Origin of the sequence: Ancylobacter sp. VNQ12 (assembly GCF_049445835.1) — a bacterium.
In the GTDB taxonomy this organism is placed as follows: Bacteria; Pseudomonadota; Alphaproteobacteria; order Rhizobiales; family Xanthobacteraceae; genus Ancylobacter.
In genome coordinates this window covers 19,115-35,282 of record NZ_JBMSDU010000004.1, presented here as the reverse complement: position 1 = coordinate 35,282, position 16,168 = coordinate 19,115, and the positions used below count along the sequence as shown (strand labels likewise).

The window sequence follows — 16,168 nt, the reverse complement described above, 5'->3', positions numbered from 1 at the left end:
GCGAGGAGGCCGCGAGCGCAGCCTATGCCGGCCCGATGGCGGCGGGCTGGTCGGATGAGCCCCATTCGGTCCAGGAGCCGTCATAGAGCGCGACGGGCGGCATGCCGAGCGAGTCGAGCGCGAACCACAGGATCGCCGCCGTCACGCCCGAGCCGCAGCTGGTGATCACCGGCTTGGAACTGTCGATGCCGGCGGCATCCACGGCGGCACGGATCGTCGCCGCATCGGCCAGCCGGCCGTCCCTCACCACTTCGGAGAAGGGTAGGTTGCGCGCACCGGGGATGTGGCCCGGACGAACGCCGGCGCGCGGCTCAGGCGCTTCGCCGCGAAAGCGCTCGGGTGCACGGGCGTCGAGCACCTGTACGCTGCCGATGGCGAGGCGATGCGCCACCTGCTCGATGGTGACGACGCGGTTGGTCTCCAGCCGGGCCTCGAAGCGGGCCGGGGCGGGAGTCGGGGCGCCAGCCTCGGTTGGCCGACCTTCCGCCAGCCATTTCGGCAGGCCGCCATCGAGGATGAAGACGTTCGGCGCGCCGAAGACGCGGAGGGTCCACCACACGCGCGGCGCCGAGAACAGCCCGGCGGAATCGTAGACGACGATGCGCGCGTCGCGGGAGATACCGAGCGCGGCCGCGGCGGCGGCGAAGGCTTCCTCGCTCGGCAGCATATGCGGCAGGCCGCTCGATGTGTCGGCGATGGTGTCGATGTCGAAGAACACCGCGCCGGGAATGTGCGCGTTGAGGTATTCGTCATGGCCCTTCCGGCCTGTGGCCGGCATGTGCCAGGAGCCGTCGACGATGACGAGGTCGGGTTCGCGCAGATGTGCGGCGAGCCATTCCGTCGAGACGAGGCGTGTGGTGGTGGTCATGGCATGGCTCCGGATTTCGGACGGCGTTCAGGCCCAGCCGACTCGCACCCGGCGGTTCAGCTGACCCTTCTTCTCGATCTTCGTCACCTGCGCCGCGCCGATCTCGTCGAGGCTGCGTACATGCGTGCCGCCGCAGGGTTGCAGGTCCAGCCCGGCGATCTCGACCAGCCGCACGCGGCCCGAGCCCATGGGCGGCTTCACCGACATGGTCTTCACAAGGCCCGGATTGGCCAGAAGTTCCTCGTCAGTGATCCAGCGCTCAGTGACGGCGGCGCCGGTGGCGATCATCTCCGTCAGCTTGGCGGTGAGGGCGTCCTTGTCCAGCCCGCCATCGGGGATGTCGAAATCGAGCCGGCCTTCATCCTCGCCCACCGAGCCGCCCGTGACAGGGTAGGGCAGCGCGACGGACAAGAGGTGCAGCAGCGTGTGCATGCGCATGCGCTTGTGGCGGATGTCCCAGTCGAGCACCAGCCGCACGCTCTCGCCCAGTTCGGGCAGAACCAGGCCGGGCGTCGCCGGCACATGAACCACCTCGGTCTTGTCCGGGCCGTAGACCGCGGTGGCGAGGGCGATCTCGCTGCCGTCGGCCCGCACCAACACACCCTTGTCACCGGGTTGGCCCCCGCCATTGGCGTAGAACACGGTGCGGTCGACGACGATGCCGCCCTCCGGCGTCACTGCCGTCACGAGGGCGGAGGTCTCCCGGAGATAGGCGTCGTCGCGGAAGAGCAGGAGGGTTGCCATCAGACCAGCACGTTCGGGACGTCGACATGGCGCTCCAGCCAGCCGGGCACCGGAAGTCCTTTTTCACGCAGGAATTCCGGATTGAACAGCTTCGACTGGTAGCGGGTGCCGTAGTCGCAGAGGACGGTGACGACGGTGTGGCCGGGGCCGAGCTCGCGCGCGAGGCGGATGGCGCCGGCGACGTTGATCCCCGAGGAGCCGCCGAGGCAGAGCCCCTCGAATTCCAAGAGGTCGAACACGATCTGCACGGCTTCCGCGTCGGGGATCTGGTAGGCGACGTCGATCGGGGCATCCACCAGATTGGCGGTGATGCGGCCCTGGCCGATGCCCTCGGTGATGGAAGAGCCCTCGGATTTCAGCTCGCCGGTGGTGTAATAGCTGTAGAGCGCCGCGCCGAACGGGTCGGCGAGGCCGATCCTGATGCCCGGATTGCGCTCCTTCAGCGCGATGGCGGTGCCGGCCAGCGTGCCGCCCGTGCCGACGGCGCAGACGAAGCCGTCCACAGCGCCTTCGGTCTGTTCCCAGATTTCCGGGCCTGTGGTCTCGATATGCGCCTGCCGGTTGGCGACATTGTCGAACTGGTTGGCCCACACTGCGCCGTTCGGCTCGGTCTTCGCCAGTTCCTCGGCGAGCCGGCCGGAGACCTTCACATAGTTGTTCGGATTGGAATAGGGCACCGCGGGAACCTCGACCAGCGTAGCGCCGGCGAGCCGCAGCATGTCCTTCTTCTCCTGGCTCTGCGTGTCGGGAATGACGATCACCGAACGAAAGCCCAGCGCATTGCCGACCAGCGCGAGGCCGATGCCGGTATTGCCGGCGGTGCCTTCGACGATAACGCCGCCGGGCCGCAGCTGCCCCCTGGCGACGGCGTCCTTGATGATGAACAGGGCGGCGCGGTCCTTCACCGACTGGCCGGGATTCAGGAACTCCGCCTTGCCCAATATGGTGCAGCCGGTCGCCTCGGAAGCGCGCTGGAGCTTGATGAGAGGCGTGTTGCCGATCGCCTCGACGAGACCGTTGCGGATAGTCATTGTTCTGAATTCGCTTGCTGATTTCACGTGCGGACTGCGCAGGCCCACGAAGCTAGTAGGCCATTGCCGGCTCGGCAACCCGATTGAGCCTCAATCCCCGCGAATGCGGGCATAGCGCTCCAGCGCCCGCTGGCGCGCCGCGCCATGGTCGACGATCGGGTGCGGATAGGTCTCGCCGAGCACTATGCCGGCCGCGGCCAGCACCTCGGCCTTCGCTTCCCACGGGCGATGGATGATCGCCGCCGGCAGCTGCGCCAGCTCGGGCACGAAATGCCTGACATAGGCGCCTTCGGGATCGAACTTCTCGCCCTGCGTCACCGGATTGAAGATGCGGAAATAGGGCGCGGCGTCGGCACCGGAGCCGGCCACCCATTGCCAGCTCGCGGGGTTGTTCGCGGGGTCGGCGTCGACCAGGGTGTCCCAGAACCAGTCTTCGCCGCAGCGCCAGTCGACGAGCCCGTGCTTGATCAGGAACGAGGCGACGACCATCCGCACCCGGTTGTGCATCCACCCCGTTCGCCAGAGCTGGCGCATGCCGGCATCGACGATGGGGTAGCCGGTTCGCCCCTTCCGCCAGGCCCGCTCGAATGCCGCATCGCTGCGCCATTCGAAGGCGTCGAAGCGGGGATTGAAGTTGCGCGTGGCGAGGTCGGGATAATGAAACAGCAGGTGATAGGAGAATTCGCGCCAATAGAGCTCGCTGACGAATTTCTCCACGTCCCTGCCGTTGGCCTTCCCCGACGCTTCCGCATGACGCAGGCCGGACAGTGCCTGATGCGGCGAGATTTCGCCGAAGCGCAGATGCGGCGAGAGGCGCGAGACATGCGGCAGGTCAGGCTGGTCGCGCAGGGTGGCGTAGTCGGACAGCCCTTCCTCAATGAACGCAGCGAGCTTCTGTCGCGCGCCGTCCTCGCCCGGTGTCCACGCCGCGCGCAGGCTGCCGGCCCAATCGGGATGGGTCGGTTCCAGCGACCAGTCGGCCAGCCGGTCGCTGCGAGGGGGAGGGGCGAAGTGCCAGCCTCCGCCTGCGCGAAGCACGGGCCTGGTGTCGCGCTGCGCGGCGTTGCGGTAGAACGGGGTGAAGACACGGAACGGACCGCCCGCCTGTGTCGCCACGGTCCACGGCTCGTGCAGCAGGCCGGCATTGAAGCTCTCGACGCGCAGATCCCGCTGCGTCAGTGCCGCCTTCAGCGCAGTGTCGAGGGCAATTTCCGGCGCGCCATAGCGACGGTTCCAGTAGACGGCGCCCGCTTTCGTCTCGCTGGCGATTGCCGGGATGAGTGATCCCGCTGCGCCGCGCCGCAGGACAAGTTGCCCGCCCTTTGCCTCGATGGCTCGCGTAAGGGCGGCCAGTGAGCGGCCAAGCCACCAGCGCGCCGCGCTGCCGAGAGGACGGAGCTCGGGGCTCTCCTCGTCGAGCACATAGACGAGCAGCAGCGGGTGTCCGCTCTCCTGTGCGGCCCGCAACGCCGGATTGTCCTCAAGGCGCAGATCGTCGCGGAACCAGACGAGTACCGGGGCGGGCAGGGCGGGGGAGGTCATTGGTCGAATCCGTTGAGGCTTTCGACTTTACGTAAAAGCCCGCCGTGCGGATCGCCTATCGGGGGCTCGACTTTTTTCATGTTGATCGTCATGAATACAGCAGCGGCCGGATCGCGGCCATATCGGAGATCTCCCATGAACACGTCACCTCTCGGAACCGCCGTCGTCACCGGCGCCTCAAGCGGAATCGGCAAGATCTATGCGCAACGTCTGGCCGCACGCGGCTATGACCTTATTCTCGTTGCCCGCAACAAGACGCGGCTCGATGAACTCGCGCAGGAACTTGCCACCGGCACTGGCCGCACGGTCGATGTCCTTCCCGCCGATCTCGGCAAGGCGGAGGACGTGGCCAAGGTTGCTGCACGTATAACCGACGATCCGGCGATCACGCTGTTGGTCAACAATGCCGGCGCGGGCACGGAGGGGCCGGTGGTGGGCGCGGACGCGGCCAAGATCGACGCCATGGTGCAGCTCAATGTCGTCGCGCTCACGCGGCTCGCGGTGGCGGCGGTCAATGCGTTTACCGCGCGCGGGCGCGGCACGTTGGTCAACATCGCCTCGGTGGTGGCGATCATTCCGGAGAACTTCCTTGGCGCCTATGCCGCGACCAAGGCCTATGTACTTGCCTTCACCCAATCGCTGGGGACTGAACTGAAGGACGGTCCGGTCCGCCTGCAGGCGGTGTTGCCGGGGCTGACCCGTACCGAGTTTTTCGACCGCGCCGGACTCGACGCTGCGGCGCTGCCGGCGGAGATGGTGATGTCGGCGGAGGATCTGGTCGATGCAGCGCTCGCCGGCCTTGATCAGGGCGAGGTCTACACTATTCCCTCGCTGCCGGATCCGGCCGGCTGGGCGGCGCTGGTCGCGGCGCGCGGCGCGCTGGGCCCGCATTTGTCGCGCAACACGCCCGCCGCGCGCTATGGCGTGGGCGAGCCTGCCGCAGCCTGATCGCGGCTCGACGCTCCCCGATCAGTAGTCCCATTGGGCGCCGATGCCGACCTCGGCCGAGCCGTCGGCGCCCGTGGCACCCTGCAGGCGAATGTTGCGGGTGACGTCGACATCCACCGTCACGCGGCTGGAGCCCGGCGTCGTGCCCTGGCGCACGCCGAGATAGATGTTGTCGTTGAGCCGCCGGCCGATACCGACCTGTCCGCCCCGGCCTGTGGAATCCGTACCGATGTCGAGGCTGTCGACGCCGAGCGAGCGCCGCACATTCTCCAATACGCCCGAGCCGCCGGAGAACTGCGCGATGGTTTGTGCGACCTGAACCGCCTGGCCGGCGTTCAGCGAGCCGGCCGAGCGGCCGAACAGCAGTCGCGCCAGTACCTCGTCCTGTGGCAGGGTCGGGGTGGAGGTGAAGCTGATGTCCGGCCGCGAGGCGGGGCCGCTGACAAGGATGCGCGCCGTCACGTCGTTGCCGGTGGTCTCGGCGACGAAATCCAGTTCCGGGTCGGTCGTGCCGGTGAAGGTGATGCGCCCGCGGGTGAAGGTGAGGCGCCGGCCGGCAAAGTCGAAAGTGCCGCGCCGCATCTCGAAAGCGCCGAGCGTCACCGGCGCCCGCGTCGTGCCGCTCAGCCGAATCTCGCCGCCGAGCTGCGCATCGATACCGAGCCCGCGCACGAACACCGTGTTGTTGGGCGCGGAGAGCACGAGGTCCAGCGCCACGCCGCTGCGGCTGTCGCCGGTGGGGCGCGCGCGGGCGTTGCCGTGCTTGCGGGTGAATTCCTTGCCGGCGTTCACGTGCTGGACGTTGAGATTCTGCACCCCGCCGGGGAAGCGATCCGGGATGTTGATGTCGAGCGCGCGCAGCGTGATCTTGCCGGTCAGGCGCGGGCCGTTCAGGAACGCGCCTTCGACGCCGAGCCTGCCTTCGGCGACGAGGCGCATGAGATCGCTGTTCACCAGCGCCGCGTTGACCAGATCGAGATCGATCCGCCCCGGCAGGCCGGTGGCAACATCGAGGGCGATATTGCCGCGCCCGGAGACGCTGCCGCCATTGGTGGTGCGCGCCGCGAGCGAGGTGATGGTGACGGAGCGGTCCGTGCCGGTCAGCACAGCCTGGATCTGGTCGAGCGCCACGCCGTTCACCGCATCATCGAAGCGCCCGTTGGAGATGCGCACCGTGCCGCCTGCGCGCGGCGCCGCCAAGGTGCCGCGCAGGCTGGCATCGATGGCGGCGTTGCCGCTGATGCGTGCGCCCGTGGTGGCGAGGGCCGGGTTGATGATGGCGAGGTTGATCGCACCGCGAATGGCGAGGTCGAGCTCGCCGGCGGCGACCGGCACGGAGCCGTTGATCGTCAGCCCTTGGAGGTTCTGCCCATTGATCGTCGCGCGCACGCTGGCGCGGCCATTGGCGAGGTTGCCGCTGGCGGCGATGTCGAAGGGACCGGCGCCATTGTGCGCAAGGTCCGGGCTGGAGAGCCGGGTGACACGCAGGTCGTAATTCCCGGTCGGCGCGCTTGCCGGCCCGTTCAGCCGGGCATTGCCGGCCAGCGTGCCCGAGAGGTTCTGCCCCGGCGCGACGAGTTCGGCTAGCGCGAGCGGTAAGGCGCGGGCATCGACGGTCAGGTCCAGCGTCGCGCCGGCGGTGCCGGAAACCGTGATTGTGCCGCCGGCTGTTGCGAGCGCGAGCCGATCAATACGCACGGCGCCATTGTTCAGCGTGAAGGTCGTCGGCGCCGTCATGGCGACGTTCAACGCGCCGCGCGTCGCGGTGAAGCGGTCGAGCCGCAGCCGCGCGCCGCCCTCGATCGGGCTGAGACGCCCGGCGCCGCGCAGATTGATGTTCTGCGCCAGCGCCTCGACGGTGATGTCGGTGCCGGCGCTGGTGCCGGTGGCGCGCAGCGCGGCGGTCTCCACAGTGAAGCCGGAGAGATCGAGCGCGCGCAGGTCGGCGCTGCCATTGACCAGCGGGACGCCGAGCGGATCGGTGACGGTGGCATCGACGCGGGCGCTGCCGAGGCTGCGGCCGGCGAAGCGCACATTGGTGGCATCGCCCAGTGCCGCGACGCGCTGCTGGTTGTTGATGACGTCCAGCGTCACCTCGGCATTCAGCCGGCCGGCCATGTCGGTGAGCAGCAGCGCCGAGATGTCGGCGAGGTCGCCGGCGGCGACGCTGAGCTTGCCGGTCGCCAGCTGGCTGACTGACAGCGCGATGTCGCCATGCGCGGTCACCGAGCCGATGGCGATGTCGAGACCGGAGAGCTGGTGCCCGCCATCCGCCAACGTCGCCAGCGAACCCGTGCCACGCGCGGGTTTGCCGGCGACATCGCCGGAGAGCTGGAAGCGGCCGGTGGGCGCGCCGGTGATGTCCTGCGCGGTGACGTCGAGTGTGACGTCGCGCAGCGGATGCGACATGGCGGTGCCCTCGGGGATCGCCAGCTTCGCGCTCACGCCGAGTTTCTCCAGCGTACCGGAGAAGGCGGCATCGGCTTGGAGCCGGCCGCTCACACGAGGGTCGAGGCGGGCGAGGTCATCGAGCGCCAGTCTTGTCGTCAGGTTGGCGACGTCGCTGGCGATGCGTCCATCGACCACCAGCGACAACCCCTCGGTGTCGACCTTGAAGTCGCGCACCGCGAGCGCGTTGGTGCCGTCGCGGGCCAGCGCCCCGGCCACGCGGGTCTCGCGGCCAAACAGACCATCGATCTGCGGGATACCGGTGACGAGGCCGGTCGCGGTGCCGGTCAGGTCGAGGCTGGCGCGCTGGAAATCGGCGCTGGCGGCGATCCTGGCGTCGAGCACGGCCCGGCCCGCCAGCGTGCGGCCGGCGAGCGGGGAGAAGGCGGCGAGATCGAGCCGCTCGACATTGAGGTCGCCATCGATGGCGGCGGCATCCGCCCGGCCGGCGAAGCGGGCGGTTAGCGCGGCGAGGCGGACGGTGAGGGCGGTCAGTGCCGGCGCGCCGCCGGCCGGAACCGTGCCTGCGGCCTCGAAGCCACCCGCGCTGCCGAGTGCGCTGGCGACCTGCGGGTCCTCGGCGCTCAGGCCCTGTGTGTCGCCCTCGATCGCGAGGGCGAGATTGCCGTCGCCGTCCGGCGTGGTGCGCAGCCTTGCATTGAGCATGGCGGCGCCATAGCCCGCCCCGCGCACGTTCTCCGCATGCAGTCGGGCATCAAGCGCGGGGGTGCGGAAGGCGCCCTTCAGCGTGCCACTGGCGCGCACGCTCTGCCAGTCGATGCCGGGCACCAGCGCGGCAAAGCGGTCGGACGCGCCGGCCGTGACATCGAAGGTGAGATCGGCGGCACCCGTGGGGTCGACCGTGCCGCGCGCCGTGGCCTGGAAGCCGGCGGCGTGCGCGGCGGCGTTCTCGATGGAGACGCGCCGATCGGCATCGACGATGGCGGCGCCGGAGAGTTCGGTGCGCCCCTCGAACAGCGGAGCGATGTCGCCCGGCAGCAGGCGGGAGATGTCGGCGTCAATGGCGAAGGTCACGCGATGGCCCTGCGGCACCGCGCGGATGCCGGCGGCGCCGGAAGCCTCGGCGACGTCGCCGGCCTTGAGCCCGAGATGGCCGTCCCAGGCGTCGAGCGGGCCGCTGCCCTTCACCGTGGCGACGATCTCCGGCAGGCCGTCGAGTCCGGCGGCGCGCGCCATTAGCCCGCCGGCCGGCTCGCGCGCGGCGATGTCGAGGTCGAGCTGGCCGGTTTCGGGGGCATAGGCGGCGCGGCCGGAAAGGCGGCCCGGCGCGTCGCGCCGCTCCAGCGCGAAGTCGAGCGACAGGCCGCGCGTCAGCGAGGCTATGTCGGCGGAGGCCGTGAGCGAGAGCTGCGCGGCATGGCCGAGAACCGGCGCGTCCAGCACGATGTCGGCGATGGAAAGATCGGCGATGCGGACGGGGAGGGCGAAGCTCGCGCCCTGCGCAGGGGTCTCCGTCGGCGCAGGCGGCAGCGCCGGCCGGCGTCTGACCTGCACGCGCTCGGCGGTGAGCGCCGTCACGTCGAGCGTGCGCTCGAGCAGCGCCAGCGGGCGCCAGGCGAGGCGCAGAGCGTCGATCCGCGCGAACTCGCCACTGCTGTCGGCGAGTTCGACCGTGCCGATGCGGATATCAATGGGCAGCAAGCCGGTGATGTCGCGGATCGTCACCCGCATGTTCGGCGTCGAGGCCAGCGAAGAGGCGATGCTGGCGACCAGCGCCTTGCCGGGCGGTGTCTGCAACGCGCCGAAGGCGGCGAACAGCACCACCAGCAGGCTGAGCAGCGAGAGGATGAGATATCGGAGCCCGCGCATCATCATCAGAAGGCCTGCCCCAGACTGACATAGACGCCGAAATCGCCATCGTCCGGCCCCGGATTCAGCGGCACGGCGAAGTCGAGCCGCAGCGGGCCGATGGCGGTGTAATAGCGAAGGCCGATGCCGGCGGAATATTTCATCTCGTCGAAATCCGGCCATTCGGACGCGAAGGCCGAGCCCATGTCGAAGAACGGCACGATGCCGATGGTGTCGGTGACCCGCCAGCGCGCCTCGAACGAACCCTCGAAGAAGGAGCGGCCGCCGATGATGATGCCCTCGGCGTTGCGCGGGCTGGCAGACTGGTAGTCATAGCCGCGCAACGAGCCGCCGCCGCCGACATAGAAGCGCCGCTGCGGCGGCACGTCGTAGAGATCGGCGCCGAAGATGCCGCCCATGGCGACGCGCCCGGCGAGGATGAGGCGGTTCCCGTCATCGACCGCGCGATAGGCGGAAAGGGAGCCCTTCACCATGGTGGTGCCGGCGCCCGCATCGCCGAAATAGGCGAAGGGCTCGGCCGTGCCGGAGAAGCGGACGCCCTTGGTCGGGTCGAGTTCGTTGTCGGTGGTGTCGTATTTCAGGTCGAACGGCACGCCGACGATGCCGTACTCGCCGGAACCGTCGGCATCCTCGACCTGCGACTGTTCGAGGTCGAGGCTGACCTGAAGGCTGAGATTGTCGTTGTAGCGATGGCGTACGCCGCCGAGGAAGGTGACGGCTTCGCGCACGTAGGCGTTCGTCACCTCGCGCAGTACGGCGGCCTGGGCGACGAGATCGTCCTGGGCGGTGTAGATGCCCGGCTTCACGAAGGAGGCGGACACCTTGTAGCCGAACGGATCGGCGTCGGGCACCGCTTCGGATTTCTCGCCGAACCACGAGGTCTGCGCGTCGAGGCGCAGCGTCTCGCCGCCGCCGAACAGGTTGCGATGACCCCAATAGACGTTCGCCGCCGGGCCCTCGGTCGAGGAGTAGCTGGCGCCGAAGCCGACATAGCGCGGCTTGCGGGCTTCCACTTCCAGGGTGATCGGCAGGCTGCCATCGGGATCGAGCCTGTCGGCCTCCTTGATGCGCACGCTGGCGATGGCCTCGTAGCCGAGCAGGCGGCGGCGCAGGCGATTGAGCACCTCCGGCGAATAGGGCGTGCCGGGGGCGATCTCGATCCGCTCCTCAATGAAGCCGGGAGTGAGGAAGTCCGCCCCGGTGACGGTGAAGCGGCCGAATGTGGCGACGGGGCCCGGCGCGACGCGGAAGGTGACGTCGAGCCGGGTGGTCGCATGGTCGGCCACCACGTCCTTGTCGGTGACGCGGGCGAAGGGGTGGCCGGAGCGGCGCCAGTGATCGACCAGCATACCCTCCGCGCGCACGACGGACGAGGCGAGCGCCGGCTCGCCGGGCACCACCCGAAGGCTCGCTAGCGTCGGCGCATCGGCCAGCGGGCGGCGCGAGGCGGCATCGATGATCGCCACCTTGCCGAAATGGAACAGCGGGCCGGGCTCGACCTCGACCCGCACCGGCACGGGGCCACGCTTGCGCGCCGCCTCGACGATCTCGAAGATGTTGGGTGCGTCTGGCGCGTTGCCGGCGATGCGGATGCGGATGATGCCGGAATAATAGCCGTTGGCGTAGAGCGCAGCGCTGATGTTGCCCTGGTCGGCCAGAGCGCGGCGCACGAGGCCGGCGGCGCCCGAGGGCGGGCGGCCCTTCAGGCTTTCGAGAGCGGACGCGCCCTCCACGGCCTGCCGCAGGTCGCGGCCCCCCTCCTTCACGGTGATCTCGACGGTGTAGGGCGTGGCGTCGGGCGCCTGCGGGCCGGCATCGGCCAGACGCTGCGGGTTGAACAGATTGACGATGGAACTGAAAAGGCCGGGTTCGGCCGGCTCCTGCGCCCGGGCGGCCGGGCTTCCGACAAGCAGCGCACACGCGACGGTGGCGAGCAACGCGCCCTTCCGCCAATGCTGTTGTCTATTCAAACGCAACGCCAATTTTCATCGCCCGTACGAGGGAACCGGGGGGAGGGAAGTTTCGCGCCCAAGGCACGAAATTCCCCGCGGAACCGCGAACCTACGGTCACGGCTATGAATTTTGGCTTGCCGAACGGGAAGCTCACCTTCTGATTGCCGCTATGAGGCGGCGGCGTCAACCTCGCTGCGGTGCGATAGAACCGTTACCTGCAAACTTCATACACGCCGGCGGCGTGAGAGTTACCCTCGGAAGGCGGCCGAAACGAATGACGCGGGCCGATGGCCCGCGTCCGCTGTATCCCGAATCTCGCCGACCTCAGTTGCCGCGCTGATCCTGCTCGATCTGCTTGGCGATGTAGGGCTCGACGCCGGGATTGCGCACATAGGGGTTGGCGCCGAGGTTCCCGCCGGTCGAGTAGGATTCCGGCACATAGCGCTGCTCGTCGTCCAGGGTCATCATCGTGGCGTTGCGGCCTTCGATCACGACGGTGCGGCCCGGACCCGGCATGGGCTCGTAATATTCCACCGAGGGACCCGGCGCAGTGCGGTAATAGGTCTGAGCGTTCGCGGCAGCGGTGAGGCCCAGCGTAGCGACGGCGGCGGTGGCGATCAGCAGCCTGTTCATGTCACGTCTCCGTTCTCTGTTTGAAGCCGGCGCCACCAGCCGTTTCCGGCAGGCGCCGCGCTTGTCACGGGGAGAAGCCGCGAAGGCAGTCCGAGGTTCCCGCGCGCACCGCCGATGCCGGCAAAACGTCAGAAAAACCCGCTAACTTATTGGTGATCGGTATCTTTATCCGGGCGCGCCGTCGCCGGGCCCGCTAGTCCCCGAGGTGCCCGCGCAACTCGGCGGCGAGCGCGGCGATTTCCTCGGCCCCCTTGCCGCCGGGCTCGGTCTCCAGCACCGTGAGGCCATCGCCCATGCTTGCGGCGAAGGCGACTCGGTTGCCGAGCCGGGTCTCGGCCGCCGGGTGGCCCAAGGCGCGGATCGCTTCGCTGATCTCTTGCGTCAGTCCGGAACGCGACTGCGCGCGGTTGATGACGAGGAGCGAGGGCGTGCCCTCCTTGGCGATCATCTCCAGTGTCGGCTGGGTCGCCCACAGGTCGATCGGGGTCGGCTGCACCGGCACCGCGACGAGGCTCGCCGCCTCGATGGCGGGACGGGATTCGACGTCCGACTTCGGCGGGGTGTCGATGACCACGAAATCATAGTCGCGGGCCAGGCTGCGCGCCTCGCGCCGGGCGCCCCAGCCGGATGCGGTGCGGAAGGAGAGCCCGGTGCGCTCCTCGCCGAGATTCTGCTCGCGCGCCTCGAACCATTCGCCGAGGCTGCCCTGCGGATCGCAATCGATCAGCGCGACACGACCGACGCGGGCGAGTGCCACCGCGAGATGCGCAGCCAGCGTGGTCTTGCCGGAACCGCCCTTCTGCTGGGCAATGGTGATGATTCGCCCGCTCATGATCGTCGCCTCCCGCCAAAGCAAAAGGTTGCACTGCAACCGGTGAGCGGCAACCGTTTAATCACGCATCCGCGCGCACAGGCATCAGACGCCGGCGCGTCCCCCCAGCACGACCACCTTGGTGCCGACGGTGACGCGGCTGTAGAGGTCGATGGCATCCTGGTTGATCATGCGGATGCAGCCGGAGGACACGTTGGTGCCGATGGTTTCCGGCTCAAGCGTGCCATGGATGCGGTAGAGCGTGTCCTTGCCGTTCTGCCACAGATACATGGCGCGCGCGCCGAGCGGGTTCGACAGGCCGCCAGCGACGCCGGGGCCACTCTGCAGCTGGCTGAGCTGCGACTTGATGTCGGGACGGCGGTCGATCATCTCCTTCGGCGGATACCAGTCCGGCCATTCCTGCTTGGAGTTGATCGTGGCGGAGCCGGACCAGCCGAAGCCTTCCTTGCCGACGCCGACGCCGTAGCGCATCGCCCGGCCGCCCGGCATCACGTAATAGAGGAAGTGCTCGCGCGGATCGATGACGATGGTCCCCGGCGGCTCGCTGGTGGTGTAGGCCACCTCGCGGCGCAGATAGACCGGGTTGATCTTGCCGGTGTCGAAGGCCTGGATGGTGAACTTGTCGTTGATCTGGCCGTAGGTGCCGGTCGGGCCGGCGCTGGCGAAGCTGGTGACCGGCGACATCGGCGTCAGGGGCGCGCTCGCCGTCGTCGTGCGGTTGCATCCGCCCAAGGCAAGGGCCACTCCGGCCACCGAAAGGCCCAGCACGGCACGACGATCGAAACTACGCATGGTCCGCAAACCTCCACCAAGCCAACGAGCATATATTAATGCGATTATGGTGAATAAGTTATTGACGTCCGCGTAATCGGTCGGGGTTTCAGGTCGGACGCGGCAGCGAGCGGACGTTGTCGACCCACGAGTAGTCGAAGTAGCCGCCGCGGGCGAGCGACTGCAGCTTCTCGGTGCGCACGAGCCCGTTCTCGATGTAGTCGTCGTCGATATGCACGCCCACCACCTCGCCGAAGGTGATGAGCCTGCCGGTGTTCTCACCGTGACGGTCGCGCAGGTCAATAGTTTCGATCCACACGCATTCCAGCGCGCAGGGCGAGGCGGCGACACGCGGCGGCTTGACGAGCCGCGAGGGAGCCGCCGTGAGGCCGGTCAGCTCGAACTCGCTCTCATCCGCTGGGATCGGCTTGGAGGAGAGGTTCACTGCTTCCATCAGCGAGCGGGTGGCGAGGTTACAGACGAACGCGCCGGTCGCCATGATGTTGGTCACCGAGTGCTTCTGTCCATCGCTGGAGAACATCACGATGTCCGGCCCCTCGCTCACCAGATTGAAGAAGGAGTAGGGGGCGAGATTGGCGACGCCATCTTCCGACAGGGTGGATATCCAGCCGATTGGCCGCGGCGCGACGATGGCCTTCAGCGGATTGTGCGGCAGGCCGTGGTTGCGCCGGGCGGGCTCGTAGAACATCGGCTCAGTACCTCGTGACGATATCGGCGAGCGCCGGACGTGGCCGGTCGTCCTGCGGGCGGGCGAGCGTGCCGATATGCACGAAACCGACGATGCGCTCGTTCTCGGCGAGACCGAGCCCGGCACGCACACGGGCGTCATAGGCGTACCATTCGGTGAGCCAGGTCGCGGCATAGCCGAGCGCGTGCGAGCCCAGCACCAGCAGCGTGCAGGCAGCAGCACCCGACAGGGTCTGTTCCCATTCGGGGATCTTCACATGCGGTCCGGCCTTCGAGACGACGGCGACGACCAGCGGCGCGCGCGACAGGCGCTCGCGCTCGATTCCCACCCGGTCGGCGTCGGCGTCCGGATTGTCGGTGAGGAACACCGAGGCGATGACGTCGCCGGCACGCTCGCGTCCCTCGCCCTCGAACACGACGAAGCGCCACGGTGCCAGCTTGCCGTGATCAGGCACGCGGGAGGCGACGGACAGAATCTCATCGACCTCGGCCGGAGACGGTCCGGGGCCGGCGATATCGAAGATCTTCGGGCTCTTGCGGGTCTTCAGCAGCGTCAATGCGTCGGTCATCGGTGCCTTCCTTGCCTGTCGAGGCGGTAGCACGTCCGGCGGCGGGCACCAAGGCATCAGCGCGTGCCCTCGACATGACTTGAATTTGCCCCTGTTTGGGGGCACCAAGCGGCGATGCCCAGCGACAGCCGATTTCATTCCCCGCGCTTCGATGCCCCTGCCTTCCGCAGCCGCATGCTCGGCGGCCTGTGCGGCGTCGCGCTGGCGTTCGTCGCTGCGACACCGGGCCTCGCGGCTTCGACGGCGGCCGGGCAGGTAACGGCCAAGCCGGCGCTCGCCCGGCCCGATCTGGTCGACGAGGTTCCCGGTTCGGGTACACTGGCCCAGGCCATGCCTTTTGCCGGCACCACGCCGCCCGCCGCTGCAATCGGCAAGCCGGCGCCGCTGGCCATGCCGGCGCCCGGCCCGGCAAAGCCGGCGACCGGCGATCCGCACACCATCCTTCCGCAGCCCCCGCTCGGCAAGGCGGCGATCGGCATGAGCGCGCGTTTCGGCGAGAAGGAGCCGCTGGTGCCGCGCGGGCTGGTCTGGCGCGTCTTCGCCGACCATCCGGAGGCCTCCGGCGCCTATCCGCTGGTGGCGGAGGCGGCAGAGCCGGCGCCGGTGTTCTTCCTCTCGCCCGGCGGCTATGTGATCCACGTCTCCTATGGCCTCGCCAGCGTCGCCCGCCGCATCGTCGTCGGCGATGAATCCCGGCGCGAGCAGGTGGTCATTCCCGCCGGCGGCGTGAGGCTTCAGGCCGATGTCGTCGACAAGCCGATACCGGCGCAGAAGGTGCAGTTCGACATCTTCGAGGGCAGCTTCCTGCAGGGGCGCGCGTCCAGCCGGCCGTTCTTCCGCGGCGCCAGTCCCGGCGACCTCGTCGTGCTGCCGGCCGGCGACTATTACGTCGTCTCCACCTACGGCGAGGGCAATGCCGTCATCCAGGCCGACCTGCAGGTCGCGCCCGGCAAGGTGACTGACGCGACGCTGCACCACCGCGCCGCCGAGGTGACGTTCCGCCTGGTCGCGACGGCGGGTGGCGATGCCTTGCCCGAGACGCAGTGGTCAGTGCTGTCGCCAGGTGGTGACGCGATCAAGGAATCGATCAACGCGCAGCCGACCTTCGTGCTGGCAGAAGGCGAATACACCGCCGTCGCCCGGCAGGGCGGCAAAAACTACACCAAGGACTTCACCGTGGAGGCCGGCAAGGACAGCCCGGTGGAGGTGCTGGTGGGCGAGCAGGCGGCGGTGCCCAGCATCAATACCGACGAGGGCAGCGGCGACTGAGGGGGGCGTCCGCCGCCACACC

The 16,168-nt window shown here is 68.8% G+C and carries 14 protein-coding genes; 2 read left to right on the top strand and 12 right to left on the bottom strand.

Annotated features, from left to right (window positions below; all coding sequences use genetic code 11):
- Positions 1–22 precede the first annotated feature (22 nt).
- From sseA to ACO2RV_RS08025, 5 genes are all read right to left on the bottom strand, one after another.
- Positions 23–868 (bottom strand): 3-mercaptopyruvate sulfurtransferase, encoded by an 846-nt coding sequence (gene sseA, locus ACO2RV_RS08045; RefSeq protein ID WP_423291642.1) that lies wholly within the window; start codon positions 866–868, stop codon positions 23–25.
- 27 nt (positions 869–895) lie between these two features.
- A complete protein-coding gene (locus ACO2RV_RS08040; RefSeq protein WP_423291640.1) occupies positions 896–1,612 on the bottom strand; it encodes an alanyl-tRNA editing protein in 717 nt (238 codons plus the stop codon).
- Positions 1,612–2,643 carry a cysteine synthase A gene (locus ACO2RV_RS08035; protein WP_423291638.1) on the bottom strand — a complete coding sequence of 344 codons (1,032 nt, stop codon included), beginning with the start codon at positions 2,641–2,643 and terminating at the stop codon, positions 1,612–1,614. The genes ACO2RV_RS08040 and ACO2RV_RS08035 overlap by 1 nt, the downstream gene beginning before the upstream one ends.
- A 90-nt stretch (positions 2,644–2,733) precedes the next feature.
- Entirely contained in the window at positions 2,734–4,185 is a 1,452-nt protein-coding gene (locus ACO2RV_RS08030; RefSeq protein ID WP_423291636.1) for a cryptochrome/photolyase family protein, read from the bottom strand.
- Positions 4,182–4,322: a hypothetical protein gene (locus ACO2RV_RS08025; protein WP_423291634.1), complete on the bottom strand. Its 141-nt coding sequence runs from the start codon at positions 4,320–4,322 to the stop codon at positions 4,182–4,184. The genes ACO2RV_RS08030 and ACO2RV_RS08025 overlap by 4 nt, the downstream gene beginning before the upstream one ends.
- Between ACO2RV_RS08025 and ACO2RV_RS08020 the strand changes: the two genes are divergently transcribed.
- The gene (locus ACO2RV_RS08020; protein WP_423291632.1) at positions 4,321–5,133 is read left to right on the top strand and encodes an SDR family NAD(P)-dependent oxidoreductase; all 813 of its coding nucleotides are present in this window, start codon (positions 4,321–4,323) and stop codon (positions 5,131–5,133) included. The genes ACO2RV_RS08025 and ACO2RV_RS08020 overlap by 2 nt on opposite strands.
- Positions 5,134–5,154: 21 nt before the next feature.
- Here the strand turns inward: ACO2RV_RS08020 and ACO2RV_RS08015 are convergent, their stop codons facing one another.
- From ACO2RV_RS08015 to ACO2RV_RS07985, 7 genes are all read right to left on the bottom strand, one after another.
- Positions 5,155–9,411: a translocation/assembly module TamB domain-containing protein gene (locus ACO2RV_RS08015; protein ID WP_423291630.1), complete on the bottom strand. Its 4,257-nt coding sequence runs from the start codon at positions 9,409–9,411 to the stop codon at positions 5,155–5,157.
- Positions 9,412–9,416: 5 nt separating this feature from the next.
- Complete coding sequence (locus ACO2RV_RS08010; RefSeq protein ID WP_423291628.1) at positions 9,417–11,348, bottom strand: autotransporter assembly complex protein TamA; 1,932 nt, start codon at positions 11,346–11,348, stop codon at positions 9,417–9,419.
- A gap of 340 nt (positions 11,349–11,688) precedes the next feature.
- Positions 11,689–11,997 carry a hypothetical protein gene (locus tag ACO2RV_RS08005; protein WP_423291626.1) on the bottom strand — a complete coding sequence of 103 codons (309 nt, stop codon included), beginning with the start codon at positions 11,995–11,997 and terminating at the stop codon, positions 11,689–11,691.
- 193 nt (positions 11,998–12,190) lie between these two features.
- Positions 12,191–12,829, bottom strand: coding sequence for a ParA family partition ATPase (gene parA / locus ACO2RV_RS08000; protein WP_423291624.1), 639 nt, complete (start codon positions 12,827–12,829; stop codon positions 12,191–12,193).
- An 84-nt stretch (positions 12,830–12,913) separates the two neighbouring features.
- On the bottom strand, positions 12,914–13,621 hold the full coding sequence (locus ACO2RV_RS07995) for a L,D-transpeptidase (protein WP_423291622.1): 708 nt from the start codon (positions 13,619–13,621) through the stop codon (positions 12,914–12,916).
- 88 nt (positions 13,622–13,709) lie between these two features.
- On the bottom strand, positions 13,710–14,309 hold the full coding sequence (locus tag ACO2RV_RS07990; RefSeq protein WP_423291620.1) for a flavin reductase family protein: 600 nt from the start codon (positions 14,307–14,309) through the stop codon (positions 13,710–13,712).
- Positions 14,310–14,313: 4 nt separating this feature from the next.
- Complete coding sequence (locus ACO2RV_RS07985; RefSeq protein WP_423291618.1) at positions 14,314–14,877, bottom strand: nitroreductase family protein; 564 nt, start codon at positions 14,875–14,877, stop codon at positions 14,314–14,316.
- Between the two features lie 114 nt (positions 14,878–14,991).
- Here ACO2RV_RS07985 and ACO2RV_RS07980 point away from each other — a divergent pair, with 114 nt between their 5' ends.
- Positions 14,992–16,146 carry a hypothetical protein gene (locus ACO2RV_RS07980; protein ID WP_423291616.1) on the top strand — a complete coding sequence of 385 codons (1,155 nt, stop codon included), beginning with the start codon at positions 14,992–14,994 and terminating at the stop codon, positions 16,144–16,146.
- Positions 16,147–16,168: the final 22 nt, after the last annotated feature.